This is a genomic window from Pseudomonas sp. PB3P13 (genome assembly GCF_054897735.1).
Window position 1 is genome coordinate 3,651,868 of the sequence record NZ_CM142702.1, and the last position, 23,650, is coordinate 3,675,517.

General features: G+C 59.8%; 17 protein-coding genes. 10 read left to right on the forward strand and 7 right to left on the reverse strand.

From position 1 onward, the window contains the following. Positions 1–198 precede the first annotated feature (198 nt). A complete protein-coding gene (gene gyrA, locus ACYZT1_RS16825; protein WP_462015814.1) occupies positions 199–2,862 on the reverse strand; it encodes a DNA gyrase subunit A in 2,664 nt (887 codons plus the stop codon). 426 nt (positions 2,863–3,288) lie between these two features. Further along, positions 3,289–4,365 carry an S-methyl-5-thioribose-1-phosphate isomerase gene (gene mtnA / locus ACYZT1_RS16830; protein ID WP_462015815.1) on the reverse strand — a complete coding sequence of 359 codons (1,077 nt, stop codon included), beginning with the start codon at positions 4,363–4,365 and terminating at the stop codon, positions 3,289–3,291. Between the two features lie 106 nt (positions 4,366–4,471). Between mtnA and ACYZT1_RS16835 the strand changes: the two genes are divergently transcribed. The 5 genes from ACYZT1_RS16835 to ACYZT1_RS16855 all read left to right on the forward strand — a co-directional run bounded on the left by ACYZT1_RS16835 (position 4,472) and on the right by ACYZT1_RS16855 (position 9,516). Next, complete coding sequence (locus ACYZT1_RS16835; protein ID WP_462015816.1) at positions 4,472–5,806, forward strand: TRZ/ATZ family hydrolase; 1,335 nt, start codon at positions 4,472–4,474, stop codon at positions 5,804–5,806. Between the two features lie 56 nt (positions 5,807–5,862). Further along, on the forward strand, positions 5,863–6,561 hold the full coding sequence (gene ubiG, locus ACYZT1_RS16840; protein WP_462015817.1) for a bifunctional 2-polyprenyl-6-hydroxyphenol methylase/3-demethylubiquinol 3-O-methyltransferase UbiG: 699 nt from the start codon (positions 5,863–5,865) through the stop codon (positions 6,559–6,561). Between the two features lie 4 nt (positions 6,562–6,565). After that, a complete protein-coding gene (gene mupP, locus ACYZT1_RS16845) occupies positions 6,566–7,237 on the forward strand; it encodes an N-acetylmuramic acid 6-phosphate phosphatase MupP (protein WP_462015818.1) in 672 nt (223 codons plus the stop codon). Between the two features lie 242 nt (positions 7,238–7,479). Next, entirely contained in the window at positions 7,480–8,220 is a 741-nt protein-coding gene (locus ACYZT1_RS16850; protein WP_462015819.1) for a YciK family oxidoreductase, read from the forward strand. A gap of 369 nt (positions 8,221–8,589) precedes the next feature. After that, on the forward strand, positions 8,590–9,516 hold the full coding sequence (locus tag ACYZT1_RS16855; RefSeq protein ID WP_462015820.1) for a GGDEF domain-containing protein: 927 nt from the start codon (positions 8,590–8,592) through the stop codon (positions 9,514–9,516). Positions 9,517–9,566: 50 nt separating this feature from the next. Here the strand turns inward: ACYZT1_RS16855 and ACYZT1_RS16860 are convergent, their stop codons facing one another. The 3 genes from ACYZT1_RS16860 to ACYZT1_RS16870 form a co-directional block, all read right to left on the reverse strand. Beyond that, the gene (locus tag ACYZT1_RS16860; RefSeq protein WP_462015821.1) at positions 9,567–11,441 is read right to left on the reverse strand and encodes an MFS transporter; all 1,875 of its coding nucleotides are present in this window, start codon (positions 11,439–11,441) and stop codon (positions 9,567–9,569) included. Between the two features lie 43 nt (positions 11,442–11,484). Further along, a complete protein-coding gene (locus tag ACYZT1_RS16865) occupies positions 11,485–12,642 on the reverse strand; it encodes a TDT family transporter (protein WP_462015822.1) in 1,158 nt (385 codons plus the stop codon). 176 nt (positions 12,643–12,818) lie between these two features. After that, positions 12,819–14,015: an MFS transporter gene (locus ACYZT1_RS16870; protein WP_462015823.1), complete on the reverse strand. Its 1,197-nt coding sequence runs from the start codon at positions 14,013–14,015 to the stop codon at positions 12,819–12,821. 91 nt (positions 14,016–14,106) lie between these two features. On the opposite strand from ACYZT1_RS16870, the gene ACYZT1_RS16875 reads away from it, so the two are divergent. Further along, positions 14,107–14,646: a TetR/AcrR family transcriptional regulator gene (locus ACYZT1_RS16875; RefSeq protein WP_462015824.1), complete on the forward strand. Its 540-nt coding sequence runs from the start codon at positions 14,107–14,109 to the stop codon at positions 14,644–14,646. 183 nt (positions 14,647–14,829) lie between these two features. Next, positions 14,830–18,306 carry a hybrid sensor histidine kinase/response regulator gene (locus ACYZT1_RS16880; protein WP_462015825.1) on the forward strand — a complete coding sequence of 1,159 codons (3,477 nt, stop codon included), beginning with the start codon at positions 14,830–14,832 and terminating at the stop codon, positions 18,304–18,306. A gap of 8 nt (positions 18,307–18,314) precedes the next feature. Here ACYZT1_RS16880 and ACYZT1_RS16885 read toward each other — a convergent pair whose 3' ends face one another. Together ACYZT1_RS16885 and ACYZT1_RS16890 are read right to left on the reverse strand one after the other, a co-directional pair. Next, positions 18,315–19,679 carry a DNA recombination protein RmuC gene (locus ACYZT1_RS16885; protein ID WP_462019267.1) on the reverse strand — a complete coding sequence of 455 codons (1,365 nt, stop codon included), beginning with the start codon at positions 19,677–19,679 and terminating at the stop codon, positions 18,315–18,317. 174 nt (positions 19,680–19,853) lie between these two features. Then, positions 19,854–20,177 carry a sel1 repeat family protein gene (locus ACYZT1_RS16890; RefSeq protein WP_462015826.1) on the reverse strand — a complete coding sequence of 108 codons (324 nt, stop codon included), beginning with the start codon at positions 20,175–20,177 and terminating at the stop codon, positions 19,854–19,856. Between the two features lie 995 nt (positions 20,178–21,172). Between ACYZT1_RS16890 and ACYZT1_RS16895 the strand changes: the two genes are divergently transcribed. From ACYZT1_RS16895 to ACYZT1_RS16905, 3 genes are all read left to right on the forward strand, one after another. Continuing rightward, positions 21,173–21,397, forward strand: a complete 225-nt coding sequence (locus tag ACYZT1_RS16895) for a hypothetical protein (RefSeq protein ID WP_028621654.1) — start codon at positions 21,173–21,175, stop codon at positions 21,395–21,397. 274 nt (positions 21,398–21,671) lie between these two features. Then, positions 21,672–22,154, forward strand: coding sequence for a hypothetical protein (locus tag ACYZT1_RS16900; protein WP_462015827.1), 483 nt, complete (start codon positions 21,672–21,674; stop codon positions 22,152–22,154). Between the two features lie 146 nt (positions 22,155–22,300). Beyond that, entirely contained in the window at positions 22,301–23,572 is a 1,272-nt protein-coding gene (locus tag ACYZT1_RS16905) for an OmpP1/FadL family transporter (RefSeq protein WP_462015828.1), read from the forward strand. The last annotated feature ends 78 nt before the right edge of the window (positions 23,573–23,650 follow it).

Consider the following 23,650-nt stretch of genomic DNA (forward strand, 5'->3'; position numbering starts at 1 on the left):
GTAAACCCCCTCGCCACAAAAGACCGCTCCTACAGGGGCATCAACATTCCAAAGGGACAAGCCACAAAAGACCGCTCCTACAGGGGCATCGACATTCCAAAGGGACAAGCCACAAAAGCCCGCTCCTACAGGGGCATCCATATTCCAAAGGGACAAACAACAAGGGGGCGAATTTTCATCCGCCCCCTGTTTGTCCGCTTATTCTTGCGGTTCTTCGTCTGCGGCGGCGTCGAGTTGCTGGTCTTCGACCGCGTCGTCGATCACGACCTCGCCGTCGAACACTGCACCTTCTTCGCCCTCCTCGCCTTCGAGTTCTTCGCCCTCGACTTCCGACGGCTCCTGAACCCGCTCCAGACCGACCAGCGTTTCGTCGCTGGCCAGTTTGATCAGGGTCACGCCCTGGGTGTTACGACCCAGGCTGGAGACTTCGTCGACGCGAGTACGCACCAGTGTGCCCTGGTCGGAAATCAGCATGATCTCCTCGCCATCGAGCACCTGGACCGCGCCGACCAGACGGCCGTTACGGTCGTTGCTGACCATGGCGATAACACCCTGACCGCCACGCTTGTACTCGGGGAATTCGGAAATCGCCGTGCGCTTGCCGTAACCGCGAGCCGAAGCCGTGAGGATCTCGCTGCCTTCTTCCGGGATCAGCATGGAAATCAGCTTCTGCCCTTCCGGCAGACGCATGCCGCGAACACCGCGAGCGGTACGGCCCATGGCGCGAACGTCGGTTTCCTTGAAGCGAGTCACTTTACCGCCATCGGAGAACAGCATGACTTCGCGCTCGCCATCGGTAATGGCGGCAGAAATCAGTACGTCACCTTCGTCCAGTTCCAGCGCGATCAGGCCGACGCTGCGTTGACGGCTGAAGGATTCCAGCGGGGTCTTCTTCACGGTGCCTTTGGCGGTGGCCATGAAGATGAAGTGACCTTCGGTGTATTCCTCGACCGGCAGCATGGTGGTGATGTATTCATCACTGTCCAGCGGCAGCAGGTTGACCAGCGGACGACCACGGGCAGCGCGGGAGGCTTCCGGGATTTCGTAGGTTTTCAGCCAGTACACTTTGCCTTTGCTGGAGAACAGCAGCAGCGTGGTGTGGCTGTTGGCGACCAGCAGGTGCGCGATGTAGTCCTCGTCCTTGACGCCGGTCGCCGATTTGCCTTTGCCGCCACGACGCTGAGCCTGGTACGCCGCCAATGGCTGGGTCTTGGCGTAGCCACCGTGGGAAATGGTCACGACGCGCTCTTCTTCCGGGATCATGTCACCCAGGGTCAAGTCGAGACGGGCATCGAGAATCTCGGTGCGACGCACGTCGCCGTATTCGGCGCGGATCACTTCGAGTTCTTCGCGGATCACTTCCATCAGGCGCGTGGCGCTGCTGAGGATGCGGATCAGTTCGCCGATCTGGTTGAGGATCTCCTGATACTCGGCCAGCAGCTTCTCGTGTTCCAGACCGGTCAGGCGGTGCAGGCGCAGTTCGAGAATCGCCTGGGCCTGTTCCGGCGACAGGAAGTACTTGCCTTCACGCAGACCGTATTGCGGGTCGAGGGTCTCGGGACGGCAGGAATCGGCACCGGCGCGCTCAACCATCGCGACCACGGCGGACGATTCCCACGCGGTCTTGATCAGCGCTTCCTTGGCTTCCGACGGCGTCGGCGAGGCCTTGATCAGGGCGATGACCGGGTCGATGTTCGACAGGGCAACCGCTTGACCTTCAAGGATGTGGCCACGTTCGCGCGCCTTGCGCAGTTCGAACACGGTACGGCGGGTGACGACTTCGCGACGGTGACGAACGAAGGCTTCCAGCAAATCCTTGAGGTTGAGGATTCGCGGACGGCCGTCGATCAGCGCAACGATGTTGATGCCGAACACTGCCTGCAACTGGGTCTGGGCGTAGAGGTTGTTGAGGATCACCTCAGGCACTTCGCCGCGACGCAGTTCGATCACGACGCGCATACCGTCCTTGTCGGACTCGTCGCGCAGTTCGGTGATGCCTTCGAGTTTCTTCTCTTTAACCAGCTCGGCGATCTTCTCGATCAGACGGGCCTTGTTCAGCTGGTAAGGGAGTTCGGTGATGACGATCTGCTGCCGGCCACCGACCTTGTCGATGTCTTCGATCGTCGAGCGGGCGCGCATGTAAATGCGCCCGCGACCGGTGCGGTAGGCTTCGATGATGCCGGCGCGACCGTTGATGATCGCGGCGGTCGGGAAGTCCGGACCGGGGATGTATTGCATCAGTTCATCGATGGTCAACTCGGGGTTGTCGATGAGTGCCAGGCAACCGTCGATGACTTCACCGAGGTTGTGCGGCGGGATGTTGGTCGCCATGCCCACGGCGATACCGCTGGAGCCGTTGACGAGCAGGTTGGGAATACGGGTCGGCATGACCGCGGGGATCATTTCGGTGCCGTCGTAGTTCGGCACCCAGTCCACGGTTTCCTTGTGCAGGTCAGCCAGCAGCTCGTGCGCCAGCTTGGTCATGCGCACTTCGGTGTATCGCATGGCCGCGGCGTTGTCGCCGTCCACCGAACCGAAGTTGCCCTGACCGTCTACCAGCAGGTAGCGCAGCGAGAATGGCTGCGCCATCCGAACGATGGTGTCGTACACCGCGGTATCGCCGTGCGGGTGATACTTACCGATCACGTCACCGACAACACGGGCAGATTTCTTGTACGGCTTGTTGAAGTCGTTGCCCAGCTCGCTCATCGCGAACAGCACACGCCGGTGCACGGGCTTCAAGCCATCGCGCGCATCCGGCAGTGCCCGCCCGACAATTACGCTCATCGCGTAGTCGAGGTAGGACTGCTTCAGCTCGTCTTCGATATTGACCGGGAGGATTTCTTTGGCCAGTTCGCCCATGAGAAGCCTGATTCCTTTTTCTGGTGAAACCTCGTCACATCCATATGGGACGAACGAAGCTCGCCGCCACCGGCTGAGTGCCATGCAGCGACTTACGACAAATCAACAATTTATGCCATGGATCTGCGCAGTAAAGGCAGCCACATCGGGCTACCCTGGAAACCGCCGAATGTTATCACAAGAGCCGCCACGCACCTATCCCCCAGATGCGCATGGAGTGTAGTTAGTTGAGTGGTGAGGGGCTGATAGGGGATCAGAGGGGCTTAGAGCTGCGTCGAATGCACAATACGGACAAATTTGTTGGCATTGCCGGCCCTATCGCGAGCAAGCTCGCTCCCACAACTGACGGAGTTTTTCTGTCAGACCCGGTCAACTAATGTGGGAGCGAGCTCGCTCGCGATCGCTATTACCTGACGACACGAATCTTCAATGCAACCGCTTGCGGCACATCAACTGCGCCATTTTCGCCGTGTCCGGCCGTTCGATGATGCCCTTCTCGGTGACGATGGCATCGATCAGATCCGCCGGCGTCACGTCGAACACCGGGTTGAACGCATCGACGTCCGCCCCGACCCGCTTGCCGCCGACTTCCAGTAACTCACGACCGTCGCGCTGTTCGATCGGGATGTCATCGCCGCTGGCGAGGTTCATGTCGATGGTCGAACTTGGCGCCACGACCATGAAGCGCACGCCGTGGTGCATGGCGTTGACCGCCAGCTGATAGGTGCCGATCTTGTTCGCCACATCGCCATTGGCGGTGATGCGGTCAGCGCCGACGATGACCCAGGTGATGCCTTTGGTCTTCATGATATGCGCGGCGGCGGAGTCGGCGTTGAGTGTCACGGGAATGCCTTCATTGGCCAGTTCCCACGCGGTCAACCGCGAACCTTGCAGCCACGGACGGGTTTCATCGGCATAAACGCGCTCGACCATGCCTTCTATAAAAGCACCGCGAATAACCCCCAGCGCCGTGCCGAAGCCACCGGTGGCAAGTGCGCCGGTGTTGCAGTGGGTCAGGATGGTCTGCGCGTTGCCCTGATGTTTGCGGATCAGGTCGACACCCAGCTGCGCCATGGTCAGGTTGGCTTCGCGATCACTTTCATGAATGGCGATGGCCTCTGCCTCCAGCACGGCCAGCGGATCGGCGTGCTTTTTGAGACGGTCCAGCCGATCGCGCATGCGACCCAGCGCCCAGAACAGATTGACCGCGGTCGGACGGGAGTCGGCGAGCAACGCGAGATCTTCTTCCAGCGCCGCGTGCCAGTTGCCACCTTCGGCAAACCGGGCGCGGGCCGCCAGCACGACACCGTAGGCCGCACTGATGCCAATCGCCGGCGCGCCGCGCACGACCATTGAGCGAATGGCCTCGGCCACACCCGCCGCATCGGTGTAGGCGATCCAGGTTTCCTCGAACGGCAAAATACGCTGGTCCAGCAGATACAGGGCGCCATCACGCCAATCGATGGCTTTCACCTTCTCCGCAGCCAACAGTCGATCGCGCATCCTACACCCCGTATTCAGTAACAAAGCCGCCGATTATAGCGATCCCCCAGCGAAGACGCTCGGGTATACTTCGCCCTCTTTACAAATGCCCTGGAACCGACCTTCGATGCCAAACCCTGCCGCTGTGCTCGACCTGTTATTGCTGCCGACCTGGCTGGTCCCCGTGGAACCTGCAGGCGTCGTCCTCAAAGAACACGGCGTCGGCATTCGCGACGGGCGCATTGTCTTCATCGGCCCACGTTCCGCCGCGCTGAAGCTTGAAGCAAGCGAAATCCGCGAATTGCCGGACGTGCTGCTCAGCCCCGGCCTGATCAATGCGCATGGCCACGCGGCGATGACGCTGTTTCGCGGCCTGGCCGATGATTTGCCGCTGCTGACCTGGCTGGAAAATCATATCTGGCCGGCTGAAGCCAAGTGGGTCAATGAAGCGTTCGTGCGTGACGGCACCGACCTGGCCATCGCCGAGCAGATCAAGGGCGGCATCACCTGTTTTTCCGACATGTATTTCTTCCCGAAAGTGGCCAGCGAGCGCGTGCACAACAGCGGCATCCGCGCGCAGATCGCCATTCCGATTCTCGACTTTCCCATCCCCGGCGCCGGTTCGGCGGACGAAGCCATTCGTCAGGGCGTCGAATTGTTTACCGACCTCAAGCATCACGAACGCATCAAAGTGACGTTCGGCCCGCATGCGCCTTATACCGTAGGCGATGAGAACCTCGAGAAGATCCGGGTGATCGCCGAGGAACTGGACGCGTCGATTCACATGCACGTGCACGAAACCGCGTTCGAGGTGGAGCAAGCGCTCGAGCAGACCGGCGAACGGCCGCTGGCCCGCCTCGCACGACTTGGCCTGCTGGGCCCGCGCTTTCAGGCCGTGCACATGACCCAGATCAGCGAAGAAGACCTGGCGATGCTGGTAGAAAGCAATACCAATGTGATTCATTGTCCGGAGTCGAACCTGAAGCTGGCGAGCGGTTTCTGCCCGGTCGAGCGGTTATGGCAGGCGGGTGTCAATGTCGCTGTCGGCACTGACGGCGCGGCCAGCAACAATGACCTCGACCTGCTCGGGGAAACCCGCACCGCCGCGTTGCTGGCAAAAGCGGTTGCCGGCTCTGCCACGGCGCTGGATGCTCACCGCGCCCTGCGCATGGCCACGTTGAACGGCGCCCGCGCGCTGGGTATGGAAGCTGAGGTGGGCTCGCTGGAAGTCGGCAAGGCCGCGGACATGGTCGCGTTCGACTTGTCCGGTCTGGCGCAGCAACCGGTTTACGATCCGGTGTCGCAGCTTATATATGCCACCGGGCGCGACTGCGTGAAACACCTTTGGGTCGCCGGCAAGCAGTTGCTCGACGACCGTCGCCTGACACGTCAGGACGAACAACAACTGACCGCCACCGCCAAGGCCTGGGGCCAGCGCATCAGCGGTCAGAACGAATCGTAAGTCCCCCGGATCGAACGCCGGGGCAACAGGATTTTTCAGGTTTTAGAGGATTGAACATGAGCAACGTCGACTACGCCGAGATCGCCAAATTTGAAGCGTTGGCCCATCGCTGGTGGGACCGCGAAAGCGAATTCAAGCCGCTGCACGACATCAATCCGCTGCGGGTCAACTGGATTGACGAGCGCGTGAGCCTGGCCGGCAAGAAAGTCCTCGATGTCGGTTGCGGCGGCGGCATTCTCAGCGAAGCCATGGCGCAACGCGGTGCGACCGTGATGGGCATCGACATGGGCGAAGCGCCACTGGCGGTCGCGCAGTTGCATCAACTGGAATCGGGTGTGACCGTCGAATACCGGCAGATCACCGCCGAAGCCCTGGCAGAAGAAATGCCGGAGCAGTTCGATGTGGTGACCTGCCTGGAAATGCTCGAACACGTGCCGGACCCGTCGTCGGTGATTCGCGCCTGCTACACAATGGTCAAACCGGGTGGCCAGGTGTTTTTCTCCACCATCAACCGCAATCCGAAGGCTTACCTGTTCGCCATCGTCGGCGCTGAATACATCATGAAGTTGCTGCCGCGCGGCACCCACGACTTCAAGAAATTCATCCGCCCTTCCGAACTGGGCGCGTGGAGCCGCATGGCCGGCCTGACCGTCAAGGACATCATTGGCCTGACGTACAACCCACTGACCAAACACTACAAACTGGCGGCCGACGTGGACGTCAATTACATGATCCAGACCCTGCGCGAGGAGTAAGGCGATGCGTCTCAGAGCGGTTCTTTTCGACATGGACGGCACGCTGCTCGACACCGCGCCGGACTTCATTGCGATCTCTCAGGCGATGCGCGCGGACCGTGGCTTGCCGCCGATCAACCCGCAGTACATTCGCGACGAAATCTCCGGCGGTGCGCGGGCGATGGTCGCCGCGACCTTTTCCATGGACCCGGAATCGCCGGGCTTCGAGCAATTGCGTCAGGAGTTTCTCGACCGCTATCTGAAGGGTTGCGCGGTGCACAGCCATCTGTTCGACGGCATGGCCGAAGTGCTGGAGAAGATCGAGAAGGCCAACCTGATCTGGGGCGTGGTGACCAATAAACCGGTGCGCTTCGCCGAGCCGATCATGCAGCAGCTGGGTCTGGCAGAACGGTCGAAAGTGTTGATCTGCCCTGATCATGTGACGAACAGCAAGCCCGACCCGGAACCGCTAACGCTGGCGTGCAAGCTGCTGGATCTGGACCCGGCCAGTGTGCTTTTTATTGGCGATGACCTGCGGGACATCGAATCCGGCCGTGATGCCGGGACCAAGACCTGTGCGGTGACTTACGGCTACATTCACCCGGATGACAACCCGAAGCACTGGGGCGCGGACGCCGTGATCGATCACCCGCTGGAGTTGATTGAAGTGCTGGATAACGCCCTTTGTAGCTGCTGATTGGGCTGGATGCAGAATGCTCATGTTGCGAGCACTTATTGTGGCAAGGGGGCTTGCCCCCGTTGGGGTGCGCAGCAGCCCCTGTGGTTTTCCAGATAGGCCCTGCATGCTGATTTTTAGACTGCTTCGCAGCCGGACGGGGCGGTGCGACGTTGCGACGGCCCCCCTCGCCACAGAAAGCCCCTTGGCCACAGAAATGCGCCTCGCCACAGGTTCCATGCACGATTTTTGATGAGGTTTTTATGTTTGATTATTCCGCCCGCCCCGAATTGCTCAAGGACCGGGTCATTCTGGTCACAGGCGCCGGTCGCGGCATCGGCGCGGCCGCCGCGAAGGCCTATGCGGCACACGGCGCCACCGTTTTGCTGCTGGGCAAGACCGAAGCCAATCTGACTCAGGTCTACGACGAAATTGAAGCTGCCGGCCATCCTCAACCGGCCGTGATCCCGTTCAACCTGGAAACCGCCCAACCGCATCAATACGATGAGCTGGCGGCGATGATCGAAACCGAATTCGGGCGTCTCGACGGCCTGCTGCACAACGCTTCGATCATTGGCCCGCGCACGCCGATCGAACAACTGTCCGGCGAAAACTTCATGCGCGTCATGCATGTCAACGTCAACGCGATGTTCATGCTCACCAGCACGTTGCTGCCGCTGTTGAAGCTGTCGCAGGATGCTTCGGTGGTGTTCACCTCCAGCAGCGTCGGCCGCAAGGGTCGAGCGTACTGGGGCGCTTACGGCGTATCGAAGTTTGCCACCGAAGGTTTGATGCAAACGCTGGCGGACGAACTCGACACCGTGGCGCCGGTGCGGTCCAACAGCATCAACCCTGGCGCCACCCGCACCAGCATGCGCGCGCAGGCTTACCCCGGTGAAAATCCGCTGAATAACCCGACCCCCGAGGAGATCATGCCGGTTTATCTGTACCTGATGGGGCCGGACAGCACCGGCATCAATGGCCAGGCATTCAACGCCCAGTAATGCCGTACGTCGCCTATGTTTCGCGACGAAATTTCGTCGCGAAACGAGAACAGCGTCGTAAATGAGCATGTAGACAGTCAAACAACTGCCGGGACTACACCCCCAGGCCTCTGTTCAAGCCTTCAAAACTCTGATTTTAAAAGCTTTCATATCCAGTGAACTGAATGGCCCGCCTTCGCTCTAATTCTGCTCAGACACGCCGTGTGACAGCAGATGGAGCGCCGCTTGAGTCGACCGATTACGTAAGTTCGACAAAGCAGATTAGACTTGTACGGAATGTCCTACGGGACTGACGGACCAGTACGACGCGCAGCCTAAAGCCGCTCTCACCCAGCCTGTAAGACAGCTTACTGCTTAGGGGCTTGCCTTATGAAATCACCTTCCCAGACCAACGCAATTGACTTTGATAGCGCCAAATTGCAACGCCTGGGCTTTGGTCAACAGCCTGCAATACTGGAGAGGCCTGTCAGTCTTGCGCAACTGCGCCAGCAATTAAGCCTGCAGTTGCAGACGAGCCTGGAACCGCAGCGCATTCTGGGCCTGTTCTTCCGGGAGATTCAGCGTCTGGTACCGCTCGATGCCTTGAGCTACACGCACAAGGCCAGCGACCTGCGTCTGGAATTCGGCGTTCGCGGCCATCATTCGGTCAGCTACAGCCTTAGCCATGAAGGCGAACATCTGGGCGAACTGGTGTTCCGCCGCAATCAACGTATCACCGAGCAGGAACAGGGTCATCTCGAGTCGTTGCTGTCGGCGCTGCTGTACCCGATGCGCAACACCCTGCTCTACCGCGCGGCCACGCAAAGTGCGTTGCGCGATCCGCTGACCGATACCGGCAATCGCATCGCCATGGACCAGACACTGCAACGGGAAATCGAAATGTCCCGGCGCCATCTGCAACCCTTGTCGCTGCTGATGCTGGACATCGACCACTTCAAACACATCAACGATACCCACGGGCACAGCGCCGGTGACGATGTGCTGAAAGCCGTGGCAGCGTCGATCAAGAGTCAGCTGCGCAATGTCGACATGGTGTTCCGTTTCGGTGGCGAAGAGTTTTTGATCCTGCTGTCGAACACCGGTCGCGACGCTGCCGCGATGGTCGGCGAGCGTCTGCGATTCGCCGCACAGGCACAAAAATATTCTGCCGACGGCAATACGATTGAACTGACGGTCAGCCTCGGTTGCTCGACGCTGCTGCCCGGCGAATCATCCGAAAGCCTGCTGCGCCGTGCCGACAGCGCGCTGTACGTGGCCAAACGCGAAGGCCGCAACCGCCTGGCGATGGCAGGCTGACGCAACGCCGGAGCGGGCGCGCGACTGCCGCCCGCGTTAATCCATCAGCGTTATCGCACGTTCCCGCGCAACTCCCCGACCAGGGCTTGCAGTTTCACCGGTTCAGCCGATTCCACCGCGACCGCCGGACCGGCGACCAGCGTCACCCGCGACCACAACCGACGAAACACGCCTTTGTCGGGGTCGCGACTGAAGAAACTCCCCCACAACCCTTGCAACGCCAACGGAATCACCGGCACTGGCGTCTCTTCAAGCACGCGCCGCAGCCCGCCCTTGAACTCATTGATTTCGCCATCGGCAGTCAACTTGCCTTCCGGAAAAATACACACCAACTCGCCGTCCTTCAAATACTGGGCGATCCGTGTGAAGGCGCTTTCGTAAATCTGAATATCTTCCTGGCGCCCCGCGATCGGAATCGTCCCGGCCGTGCGGAAGATGAAGTTAAGCACCGGCAGGTTGTAGATTTTGTAGTACATCACGAAGCGAATCGGCCTGCGCACCGCGCCGCCAATCAGCAAGGCGTCGACAAAGGACACGTGGTTGCACACCAGCAATGCGGCGCCTTCGTCAGGTATCACATCGAGGTTGCGATGCTCCACGCGGTACATTGAATGGCTGAGCAGCCAGATCATGAAGCGCATGCTGAACTCGGGGACGATCTTGAAGATGTAAGCGTTGACGCCGATGTTGAGCAGCGACACCACCAGAAATAACTGGGGAATCGACAGTTTGGCCATGCTCAACAATATGATCGAAACAATCGCGGAGACGACCATGAACAGCGCGTTGAGAATGTTGTTGGCGGCAATCACCCGCGCCCGCTCGTTTTCCGGGGTGCGCGACTGAATCAACGCGTACAGCGGCACAATGTAAAAACCGCCGAAAATACCCAGACCCAGAATGTCGATCAACACCAGCCAGGTGTGGCCGAAGCCAAGCACTTCAATCCAGCCGTGACCGGTGGCACTGGCGGGAATTGCACCGGAATGCCACCACAACAGCAGGCCAAATACCGTGAGGCCGAACGAGCCGAAAGGCACCAGACCGATCTCGACTTTGCGCCCCGAGAGCTTCTCACACAGCAGAGAACCGAGCGCGATACCGACCGAGAACACGGTCAGAATCAGCGTCACCACGGTTTCGTCGCCGTGCATCCACTCCTTCGCGTAGGCCGGAATCTGCGTCAGATAGATCGCCCCGACAAACCAGAACCACGAGTTGCCGACAATCGAGCGCGATACCGCCGGCGTTTGTCCCAGGCCCAGCTTCAACGTGGCCCAGGATTGGCTGAAGATGTTCCAGTTCAGGCGCATTTGCGGTGATGACGCGGCGGCGCGGGGAATGCTGCGGCTGGCCAGGTAACCGAGCACGGCGATGCCGATGATCGCCACGGAGACAATGGGCGCGTACTGCGCAGACGACATCATGATTCCGGCGCCGATGGTACCGGCAAGGATTGCCAGGAAAGTGCCCATCTCCACCAGGCCGTTGCCGCCGACCAGCTCATCTTCATGCAGCGCTTGCGGCAGGATCGAATATTTCACCGGCCCGAACAGCGCCGAATGCGTGCCCATGGCGAATAGCGCGATCAGCATCAGCGGCAGGTGATCAAATGCAAAGCCGACGGCGCCGACAACCATGATCGCAATTTCGCCGAGCTTGATCAGACGGATCAGCGCGTCCTTGGCGAACTTTTCGCCGAACTGCCCCGCCAGCGCCGAAAACAGGAAGAACGGCAAGATGAACAGCAGCGCACACAAGTTGACCCAGATCGAGCGATCCCCCTCGATGGTCAACTTGTAAAGAATGGCGAGGATCAGCGACTGCTTGAAGATATTGTCGTTGAACGCGCCCAGCGACTGGGTAATGAAAAATGGCAGGAAGCGCCGGGTGCGGAGCAAGGCAAACTGTGAGGGGTGACTCATCTTCCGTGTGTCCCTTGAATGGGTAGAGATTCAGCGCCACACATTACCTAATCTTCGCGACTTGTTTCGCTAATCCTGCAAGGCAGGGCGAAACAAATAACTCGCCGCACCAGGCGCCTTGCACGGTGCGCCGGGCTACGATCAGCCACATCAGCGCCAGCACCGCTACCAACACGCCGCCCAAAACGCTGAAGAACGTCAGCCCCAGGGTACTGGCCAGCTTCAAAGTCGCCAGCGCATAAACACCCAGTGGAAAGATGAAGCCCCACCAGCCGAGATTGAACGGAATGCCGCCCCGCAGGTAACGCAGGGTAATCAGCAGCGCGATCAGCATCCACCACAGCCCAAATCCCCACAACAGAATCCCGCCGATCAGTCCCAGGCCGGCAGCCATTTCGCCGATACCAGGCAGGCCATTGGCGGCGAAGATAGCCGGCGCATCGGCGCCCAGCAGCAACATACCGAGCGCGCCAGTGCCGACGGGACCGAGGGCAAGCCAACTGGAAGCGGCCATGCTGGCGGGAGGCAGTTTATGCAACGCCATGCGCAGCAACAGGATTGTCAGAATGCTGAACGCTACCGGTAGGGAAAATGCCCAGAGCACGTAGCTGGTTACCAGCATAAGGAATTGCGAATGGGCATCGGCCAGGTGCGGAGCGAGCAAGCCGCCGCTGGCTGCCGCCACTTCCGCCGCCACGACCGGCAACAGCCAGACCGCCGTCATCTGGTCGATGCTGTGTTCCTGACGAGTGAACATCAGGTAGGGAATCAGCACGCCGCAGGCCAGCGACATCGCCACATCCAGCCACCACAGCGCCTGCGCGACGGCGATGACGCCCTCCCCCCAGCGCGGTAACCCGAACAACAGCAAGCCGTTGATCAGTGTGGCCAGCCCCATCGGAATGGTGCCGAAAAACATGGAAACCGTGGAATGGCCGAAGATGCGTCGCGCTTCGTGGAAAAAGAAGACCCAGCGCGCTGCGTAAAGAAGGGTGAAAGTGGCGAACAGCAAAATGTTGAACAACCATAATGCTTCGGCCACCGCGTGCAGTCCGCGATTGGCAAGCGGTAATTGCGCAAGGGCCAGCGCCAGCACGCCGGTGCCCATGGTGGCGGCGAACCAGTTCGGGGTGAATTGGCGGATGACTTCGCGCGGGTGCTGCAAATCGGCGAAGGGTTTGAAAGCGCTGAGGTATGTCATGGCGAACTCCTGTCCTCTGGTGAGGTGGAGTTCATGGTGGAACAGAATCGAATATCTATATAACGGGGAATATCTCTAACAGTTATCTGATTTGTAGATATGGGCACAGGCGAGGCGCGCGAGTTTTTGTGTATGGCGAATTTCCTGTGTGGCAAAGCTTGCTCGCGAATACGGCGTCACAGGTTACCCGAAGCGCTTGCCCTCTGCCCTGCTCGCTCACGGATGGACATCCACAATGCCACGAGCGAAAGAACGATCAACACCGCGCCATAACCGTCGGTGGTCGCCACCAGACCGAACGTGCGCGTCATGCTCCCCGCCATCAGCGACGGCAAACAGAACGCCAGGTAACTGAGCACATAAAACGCCGACATCAAACCGGCCCGTTCATGGGGCATGGCCAACGGCACAACGCTGCGCAGCACGCCCAGAAAACTCGCGCCAAAGCCGCAGCCGGCGATCAGCGTCCCGATGAAAAACAGGGGCAGGCTCGCGCTGTGCACGGCCAGCAGCACCAGTGCAACGCCGGTCGGCAAGATGCTTGCGCCTATGCTCAGAAGCTTGTCTGCCGCTCGATTGCGCAGGGCATAGATCATCACGGCACCGGTGACGGTGAGCACTGCGACAGTGGCGCCGCCAATCAGGTTGGACGTCGAGCCCGTGGCCTCGCGCACCAGCGACGGCGCTAGCGATGCATAAAAACCACCGAGCGCCCAACCGGCGATATTCAGCGGCAGGACTCGCCACAACGTCCGCCGCGCCTGCACCGGAACGTGCAACGTCGGCCGCAACGATGCCCATGCACCGGGCTGTGCGCTGACAGTTTCCGGCAAGCGCCAGACGTACAATGCCTGCAACACAAACAATGCGAACAGCACCCAATAGGTGAGCCGCAGTGGCCACGGTGCAAATTCCGCCAGCAAGCCGCAGCCCATTCCGCCGAGGGCCATGCCCAGCAATGGCGCGACACTGTTGACCAGCGGCCCTTGCTGACGGTCGGTGTCCATCAACGCGGCGCTCAACACCGCCGTGGCCATCCCGGTCGCGAAACCTTGCAACACTCGCGCACTGATCAGCCACGCGACGCTGTCGGCTTCGATGAACAACACCATCGCCACGATGTTGAGCATGACAGCAGTGAAAATCACCGGTTTGCGCCCCAGGTGATCGGACAGCGAACCGACGGTCAGTAATGCAGCGAGCAAGCTGATGGCGTACACGCCGAAGATCACCGTCAGGGTCGCGGCGGAAAACTGCAGCTGCTCCTGATACAGATGATAGAGCGGCGTCGGCGCTGTGGAAGCAGCGAGAAAACTCAGTAAGGTGATCGCCAGAAACCACAGGCTGGAACGGTTCGAAATTGAACTTGGCATGGGCATACTCCGCAAAAGCTAATTATTTGCTTTTGTGGAGTGTGCTACCGGCCCGCGCTTAAAGCAAATTCTTTGTGTTAAGGTCTGACCTATGGCTATCAGAGAAGGTTTACGCCCCGGCGGCAGAAGCGCCCGGGTACAAGAGTCGATCCATTCGGCTGTGCGCGAGCTGCTCCAGGAGCAGGAGCGCTCGAGCGTGACCGTGCCGCAAATCGCCACGCGCGCGGGGGTGACGCCATCGACGATTTACCGGCGCTGGGGAGATTTGTCGGCGCTGCTCGCCGATGTGGCGTTGGCGCGGATGCAGCCTGACGGCGAGCCCGCCAACACTGGCAGCTTGCGCGGCGACATCCTCGCCTGGGCGGAGCAGTTTCTGGATGAGATGAGCTCCGAACCCGGGCGCGACATGCTGCGAGACGCGCAATCGAGCCCGACGCCGGGCACTTGTGTGACGATCATCGGCGCGCAGTTGCAGACGATTCTGGATCGCTATCCCGCTGAGACGCAGCCAAGTGTCGATCGGCTGATCAATCTGCTGGCGGCACCGATGGTGTACCGGATTCTGTTTGCGACCGCACCGTTGGATGTGGGGGAATTGCATTGGTTGGTGGAGATTGCGTTGAATCAGTGAGCACCCCTTCGCGGGCAAGCCGTGCTCCTAAAAGGGAGTGCGTGAGGGCCAGATAACAACCATCCGACTAGCCCCTGCGACACCCCGCCACGCCTCGACCTTGGTCGACACTGACGAATGCCGGCCGGCGTGCGAGACTGTCGTGCCGGGCGGGAGTCCCGGGGATTTTTGTCGGGAGTTTCCATGTCGCTGTCCAGCGGGCTGATCGCCGCCGTCGCCCTGGCCTATATGGCCATCATGTTCGCCATCGCCTTCTACGGTGACCGCCGCCGCACGCCGTTGCCGCCGCGGGTGCGCGCGTGGGTTTACAGCCTGTCGCTGGCGGTTTATTGCACTAGCTGGACGTTCTTCGGCGCAGTCGGTCAGGCCGCCGAACAGCTCTGGTCGTTCCTGCCGATTTACCTGGGGCCGATCCTGCTGCTGGTTTGCGCGCCATGGGTCCTGCAAAAAATGGTGATGATCAGCAAGCAAGAGAACATCACCTCGATTGCCGACTTCATTGCCGCCCGTTACGGTAAATCGCAATCGCTGGCCATTGTCGTCGCGCTGATCTGTCTGGTCGGCGTGCTCCCTTACATCGCACTGCAACTCAAAGGCATCGTGCTCGGCGTGAACCTGTTGATCGGCGCCGGAGCCGACGCCATGGGCACGCGCGCGCAGGACACGGCGCTGATCGTGTCGCTGGTATTGGCGCTGTTCACCATCGTCTTCGGTACGCGCAACCTCGATGCCACGGAACATCACCGAGGCATGGTGCTGGCGATTGCCTTCGAGTCGCTGGTCAAGCTGTTTGCCTTTCTCGCGGTTGGCGCGTTCGTGACGTACGGGCTGTACGACGGTTTCGAAGACCTGTTTGACCAGGCCATGCTCGCACCGCGTCTCGAGGAATACTGGAAGGAAACCATCAACTGGCCGTCGATGGTGGTGCAGACCGGGGTCGCGATGATGGCGATCATCTGCCTGCCGCGGCAGTTCCACGTCACCGTGGTGGAAAACATCGACCCGCAGGATCTGCGCCTGGCCAAATGGGTGTTCCCTGCCTACCTCGCTTTGGCCGCATTGTTTGTAGTCCCGATCGCCCTCGCCGGTCAGATGCTGCTGCCCAGCTCAGTGCTGCCAGACTCCTTCGTCATCAGCCTGCCGTTGGCGCAGGCCCATCCTGCACTGGCGATGCTGGCGTTTATCGGCGGTGCGTCGGCGGCGACCGGCATGGTCATCGTCGCGAGCGTGGCGCTGTCGACCATGGTGTCCAACGACATGCTGTTGCCGTGGCTGCTGCGCCGCAACAATGCCGAGCGGCCGTTCGAAGTGTTCCGCCAATGGATGCTGTCGGTGCGCCGGGTCAGCATCGTGGTCATTTTACTGCTGGCGTACGTCAGTTATCGCCTGCTGGGCTCAACGGCGAGCCTGGCCACCATCGGCCAGATCGCTTTCGCCGCCGTGACCCAACTGGCCCCGGCCATGCTCGGCGCGTTGTACTGGAAGCAGGCCAATCGTCGTGGCGTTTTCGCCGGCCTCGCTGCCGGTACGTTTTTGTGGTTCTACACGCTGATCCTGCCGATTGCCGCCCATAGCCTGGGCCTTTCGTTAAACAGTTTCCCGGGACTGGCGTGGTTGCACAGCAACCCGTTAAACCTGCCGATCACACCGCTGACCCAAGGCGTGGTGCTGTCGCTGGCGGGCAACTTCACTCTGTTCGCCTGGGTTTCGGTGCTGTCGCGCACCCGGGTGTCGGAGCATTGGCAGGCCGGACGTTTCATCGGCCAGGAAATCAGCGCCCGCCCAAACGCTCGCTCGTTGCTCGCTGTGCAAATCGACGATCTACTGCAACTGGCTGCGCGATTTGTCGGTGAAGAACGCGCCCGCCAAAGCTTTATTCGCTTCGCCTATCGTCAGGGCAAGGGCTTCAACCCGAACCAGAACGCCGACAGTGAATGGATCGCCCACACCGAACGCCTGCTCGCCGGTGTGCTGGGGGCTTCTTCAACCCGCGCCGTGGTGAAAGCCGCCATCGAAGGTCGGGAAATGCAATTGGAGGATGTCGTCCGGATCGCCGACGAAGCCTCCGAAGTGCTGCAGTTCAACCGCGCCTTGCTGCAAGGCGCGATCGAGAACATCACCCAAGGCATCAGCGTGGTGGATCAGTCATTGAGACTGGTAGCGTGGAACCGACGTTACCTGGAGCTGTTCAATTACCCGGACGGCCTGATCAGCGTCGGTCGACCGATTGCCGACATTATTCGTCACAACGCCGAGCGCGGATTGTGTGGTCCCGGTGAGGCGGAAGTGCACGTTGCCCGCCGCTTGCACTGGATGCGTCAGGGCCGCGCCCATACCTCTGAACGACTTTTCCCCAACGGCCGTGTGATCGAGCTGATTGGCAACCCGATGCCAGGCGGTGGATTTGTCATGAGTTTCACCGACATCACCGCATTCCGCGAGGCCGAACAGGCCTTGACCGAAGCCAACGAAGGCCTGGAAAGACGGGTCACCGAGCGCACCCATGAACTGTCCCAACTGAACGTGGCCCTGACTGAAGCCAAGGGCACTGCCGAGTCGGCCAATCAGTCGAAAACCCGTTTTCTGGCGGCGGTCAGCCATGACCTGATGCAACCGTTGAATGCCGCCCGTCTGTTCTCCGCCGCCCTCTCCCACCAGGATGACGGCTTGTCCGGCGAAGCACAGAAACTGGTTCGGCATCTGGACTCTTCACTGCGTTCGGCCGAAGACCTGATCAGCGATCTGCTGGATATTTCTCGACTGGAAAACGGCAAGATCAATCCCGACCCGCAGCCGTTCGCGATCAATGAGTTGTTCGACGTGCTCGCGGCCGAATTCAAGGCGCTGGCCGGGGAACAGGGACTCGATTTCCGTGTGCGCGGCAGTAACTTGCGCGTGTACAGCGACATCAAACTGCTGCGGCGGATCCTGCAAAACTTCCTCACCAACGCGTTCCGTTACGCCAAGGGCCCGGTGCTGCTGGGCGTTCGGCGGCGCCAGGGTCAGTTATGTCTGGAGGTGTGGGATCGCGGTCCGGGGATTGCGCAGGACAAGCAAAAAGTCATCTTCGAAGAATTCAAACGCCTGGACAGTCACCTGACCCGCGCCGAGAAAGGCCTGGGGTTGGGACTGGCCATTGCCGACGGCTTGTGTCGCGTACTGGGTCACACGTTGCAGGTTCGATCCTGGCTGGGCCGTGGCACCGTGTTCAGTGTCAGCGTGCCACTGGCCCAGGCGCAGGTGCACACCGTGGCGCCGGTCGCGGTCGGTGAGATTAACGGGAAATTGTTGAGCGGCTCGCAGGTGCTCTGTATCGATAACGAAGACAGCATTCTGATCGGCATGAACAGCCTGCTGACGCGCTGGGGTTGCCAGGTCTGGACGGCGCGTAATCGCGCTGAATGCGCGCAGTTGCTCGACGCCGGGATGCGCCCGCAACTGGCGTTGGTGGACTATCACCTGGACCATGGCGAAACCGGAACCGAACTGATGGCGTGGCTGCGCACGCGTTTGGGTGAACCGGTACCGGGCGTGGTCATCAGCGCCGACGGCCGCCCGGAGATGGTGGCTCAGGTACACGCGGCCGGACTGGATTATCTGCCCAAACCGGTGAAACCGGCGGCGCTTCGGGCGTTATTGAGTCGGCATTTGCCGTTGTAGCAGCAAAATTACTCCGGCAACTCGGCCAGGCCATCCACATCCGTCATCGCCCTTTCCAGTAGATCCGCCGGCAAACTCTTGCTGGCTCGTGCGCCCAGCAACTTCAACTGCTCGCTACGACTGACCAGATTGCCACGCCCTTCTGTCAGCTTGTTGCGCGCCGAGCTGTAGGCTTTGTCCAACTGTTGCAGGCGATTGCCGACCTCATCGAGGTCCTGGATGAACAACACGAACTTGTCGTATAGCCAGCCGGCGCGTTCAGCGATTTCCCGGGCGTTCTGGCTCTGCCGTTCCTGCTTCCACAGGCTGTCGATCACGCGCAGGGTCGCCAGCAAGGTGGTCGGGCTGACGATGACGATGTTGCGATCGAAGGCTTCCTGAAACAGCGTCGGCTCAGCCTGCAACGCTGCGGAAAACGCTGCTTCAATCGGCACGAAGAGCAACACGAAATCCAGACTGTGCAGGCCTTCGAGGCGTTTGTAATCCTTGCCGGCCAGGCCTTTGACGTGGGTGCGCAGCGACAGCACATGCTGCTTGAGCGCGATCTGACCGATGCCATCGTCATCCGCAGTCACGTACTGTTGATAGGCCGTCAGGCTGACCTTCGAATCGACCACTACCTGCTTGTCGCCCGGCAGGTAAATGATCACATCGGGCTGGAATCGCTCGCCATCGGGGCCTTTGAGATTGACCTGAGTCTGATATTCGCGACCCTTCTCCAGGCCGGCATGCTCAAGCACCCGCTCCAGAATCAGTTCGCCCCAGTTGCCTTGGGTCTTCTGGCCTTTGAGCGCACGGGTCAGGTTGGTGGCTTCATCGCTAAGACGCAGGTTCAGCTGTTGCAGACGCTCCAGCTCCTTGGCCAGCGAAAAGCGCTCACGCGCCTCGGCCTGGTAACTTTCCTCAACGCGTTTTTCGAAGGACTGGATGCGTTCTTTCAACGGATCGAGCAACTGCCCGAGGCGCTGCTGGCTGGTTTCGGCAAAACGCTGTTCACGCTCATCGAAGATCTTGCCGGCCAGTTCGGCGAACTGTGCGCGCAACTCGTCCCGGGAGCCCTGCAAATCGTTGAGGCGTTGTTGATGACTGTCCTGCTGCTCACGCAGCTCGGCGTTGAGCGAAGCCGCCTGCGCGACGAGGCGCCGCAACTCGGCTTCTTTCCCGGCACGTTCGATATTCCACGCGTGGGCGGCGTCGCGAGCGTCATCACGCTCGATCTGAAGTAATTCGACTTCACGCCGCAGCGCTGCCAGATCAGCCTGCTTGGTGGCATTGGCCTGGCCCAGGTCAGCGATTTCGTCGCGACAGGTTTCCAGCTGGGCGTTGAGCCCGTCCTGAGCCAGATGGGCCATGGCCAGACGCTCTTCCAGCAGGGCGACGTCAGACTGCTTGCTGCTGGCCCGGCGTTGAAGCTGCCACGCCAACACCAGAAGAGGCAGTGCAGCGCCCGCCAGACCGAGCAACATGCTGGTCAAGTCCATAGCCATAGCCATTCCTGCGATGAATTAAAGCTTGAAGGTTAACCAAGGCGTCAGGTCTTGGACAGCTCAGTCTTCGACCAGGCCGAGTTCCTGCAAGGCACGGCGATCGCCCGCCCGCGCCGCCTGACGCAAAAGGTCGTGGCCAATGCGACGGTCGCGAGCATTTCCGCATTCACGGCACATCAACTGGCCGAGGCGACTTTGCGCGGCGACGACACCTTCGCGGGCCGGTTGCTTGAGCAGACGCCCAGCCAAGTGTTTGACGCTAGTGTTTTCACTCAGGCGCGGGCTGTCGAGCAGCCACTCGGCCACGCGCATCGAAAACCGCTTGGTGGGGTTAGCACTAGACGGTGCGGAGGTAACGGAACCTGGTACGGAGCGAAACTTCATAAAACACTGTGGGACAGATCGGAAGGCGCGCCACTCTACTCTTTTTTTCTGACAGGTAAAGCCCGAACATTCCCGGCACGCCCGTCCTAGAGCAAGCGCTCGGGACAATCCACAGAAGCTGTGGATAACTCAGTGGACAACCGCCCTTGAACTCTCGCAAAGCCCTGTGGAACGGGGCTCCCAGTCAAACTGACGATTTTTTCACCAGTAAAAAAAAGCGATGTTTTTCATTGACTTAAATTTCGGATACAGGCACCCACTGTCCGTCCAGGCAATGTGACACTCCCGTGACAGGTTGCCGCACCTTTGTGCACAAGTACCGAAGAGAAAGTTATATAGCTACCTTTTTTTTGAAGTAATTCACTCAGGCTCTGAGTATAAAATCCCTTGCAACACGCTGCCCGGGCTGCCGGAGCCGATGAGCGGTGGCACCCGGTGGTCGGATTTCGTCACGCTCGCAGAAGCGAATACAGGATTAACAGCGCAGCCATGCAGTGGCTTGACAGTGTTCAAGCGTCGCCTTCGAGATCATTTTCCGCGCGCCCTTCCTTTTCCCGATTCGTTCCGTTACTATCCGCGGCGTTAGTACCAAGCTGAAAGTCAATTCTGGTCGAACAAATCCCCCCGGTCAGTCTTCCTCAGGGAAGTCCATATCGAACAAGCGGGATCGACCACCTCGATGGTTTCCAGGTAAATCTTGCGTCGACACAGCCTTTGAATCAAAAGCAAAGGGTGTTGCGAAGACCACTTACTCTGACCGAACCAGCCTGCAAATTGATCAGGATCTTCACCCCGGGCCCAGAACCTTTGCCCTTGATGTGTTGCCTGCCCTCCTAAGTACCTACCTGCCAGCCCAAGCGCGCCAATTATCAGCGCTTCAAACTGGCTGCTTTGTTCCAGTCGGGTTCTTCGTACGACCAACGGTGGTCGACGTCACTGGAACGTTTTAATTTTGCACGGCTCTTATCCGTGTCGCTTGTAGGAACACCATGACTATGTCTACTCAAATCCACACCCAGGACGCTATCCGCGCCCTAACCAATGCTTTTGCACCAATGAACTGCCTGATCATGGCCGCACGCAAAGGCTGCTTCAGCTTCACACTGGTCAACGAACACGGCATCGCCCGCCATAGCGAACGCCTCTACCCCGATCAGTACTCCAGCGCCGAGCCGCTGCAGGCCGTGATCGAGCGTACTCGTCAGGCACTGGTTGCCTGATACGCTGCAAAGGCTGTAACCCCGAAAGCCTCGCTGAAATGCGGGGCTTTTTATTGCCCGGTATTTCACGTCTGGCCAGTAAAGCTTAAGTACCAAGCGATATAACGGTTATAACTGGAAGCCGGAAATATTTTAAAAACAGTCCTTTACAGCGCGAATATGACACTACACTTCAACTCAAGCGGCTAGAGCCGCTTCCGGCGAGCCTGATTCGATCCACCGCTGCCAAGGCCCCCTTCAGGACTCGCCGACCACTTCGCTTTCCGAGGGTGTTATGGGTATCGCTGCCAGCGAACTGTGCCGTTATGTCATCCGTCCAACGCTCATTTATCTTGGACGCCATAGCGCAACTGCCGAATCCCTGCTGCTTGGCATTGCCGCCAGCCAGTCAGCCCTTGGTTCCGCTCTGCACGACCGCCGTGGACACGGCTTGTACCGAATCAATGAAGTTCGCCATCAGGCGCTCTGGGACCACTACCTCGCCCTGGATCCGGAACGCGCCAGCCTGGTCCGGGGGCTGGCCAGCCAGCATGCCTTCCTGAGTGGTCCGCACCTGGAATTGACCGTCAATTTGCGATACGCCACTGCCATCGCCTGGTTACTGGTCGAAGAGCAGAACACCCCGCTCCCCGAGGCCAACGACCTGTTGGGCATGGCGCGAATCTGGCGCCAGACATTCCAGCCCCAGGGACGCCTGAGAGATTTCACTTACGCCTGGCAGACATGTGTTTCACCGCTGAATCAGGTCGCCTGCTGACTCCCCGGTTTCGAAAGATCGTGCAACTCGATCTGAAACTGGTCGGATTGTCCTACAAAACCGCTCTAACTCAGCGCATACAGCCTATAGCGCTGGGACGAAAATGTTGGTAATTTTCGCCCCGGTGATCACCAGGAGTTCTAATAATGAAAAAAGTAATGCTCAAAACCACGCTTACCCTCGCTGCTGCAATGGCATCCACCCAGCTATTTGCGAGTGGCTTTGCCATCAACGAACAAAGCATCAGCGGGATGGGTACTGGTTTTGCCGGGCGATCTTCAACTGCCGATGACGCAAGTACAGTATTTGGCAACCCTGCCGGCATGGCTCGCATCAAGCGCGAACAAGTCACCGGCGGCGCTGCATTCCTCGACGCACACACCGATATCAGCGACGTCACTTCGAGCCCGAACGGCGGCAGCAATGACGGCGATATGGTCCCCTTCATTGCTGTTCCGATGGGCTACTACGTCAAGCCAATCGATGAGCACTGGGCATTCGGTGTCGGCGTATACGCACCTTTCGGTCTGGTCACCGATTACGAAAACGGCTTTGCAGGTCGCTACTTCGGCAGCAAAAGCGAAGTCACCATCGTCACTGTGCAGCCTACTGTCAGTTACGCCTTCAACGACAAGGTGTCGATCGGTTTCGGGCCGACCATCAACCGTATTGACGGCAAGCTGGAATCGAACCTGTCGCTGGTCACAGGGCCCGCGGACGGTGAAGTCAAGATCAAGGGTGACGACACTGCGCTGGGTTACAACATCGGCGTTCTGGTTCAAGCCACCGACAGCACCCGCGTCGGCCTGACCTATCACTCGAAAGTGAAATACAAGCTGGAAGGTGACACCAAGGTCGACTACGGCGTGCTCGCCGCTCTGGGTCAGAACCCGAACCAGAAGTTCGATGCTTCCCTGGAACTGACCACACCTGAGTCGGTCGATTTTTCGGTCACGCATCAACTCGATGACCAGTGGACGCTTTATGCAGGCAGCACCTGGACTCGCTGGAGCCGCCTGAAAGACATCACTGTCGAGAACGAAGGCGTACCTGCCGCCCTGGCCGCCCGGGGTCTTGGCACGATCACTGAAGAACAGAACTGGCACGACACCTGGGCTCACGCCATCGGTGCTTCGTATCAGTTGAACAAGCAATGGGTCCTGCGTACCGGTTTCTCGGTTGATCAGGCACCGACCAACAACGAAAACCGTTCTCCACGCATCCCGACTGGCGATCGCAAGATTTTCAGCCTGGGCGCCGGCTGGAGCCCGACCGACGACCTGACCATCGACGTAGCGTATTCGTACCTGCTCGAAGAGTCGGTCAAGGTCAACAACAGCAACGGTCGTCAAACCTACAGCGCCAAGTACGAAAACTCGGCGAACGGCTTCGGTGTCGGCGCGACCTACCGCTTCTGATGATTCACCGCGGGGCTGACCGCTCCGCCGCCTGAATAGAAAAAGCCCCGCACTCTTTTACAGAGCCGGGGCTTTTTT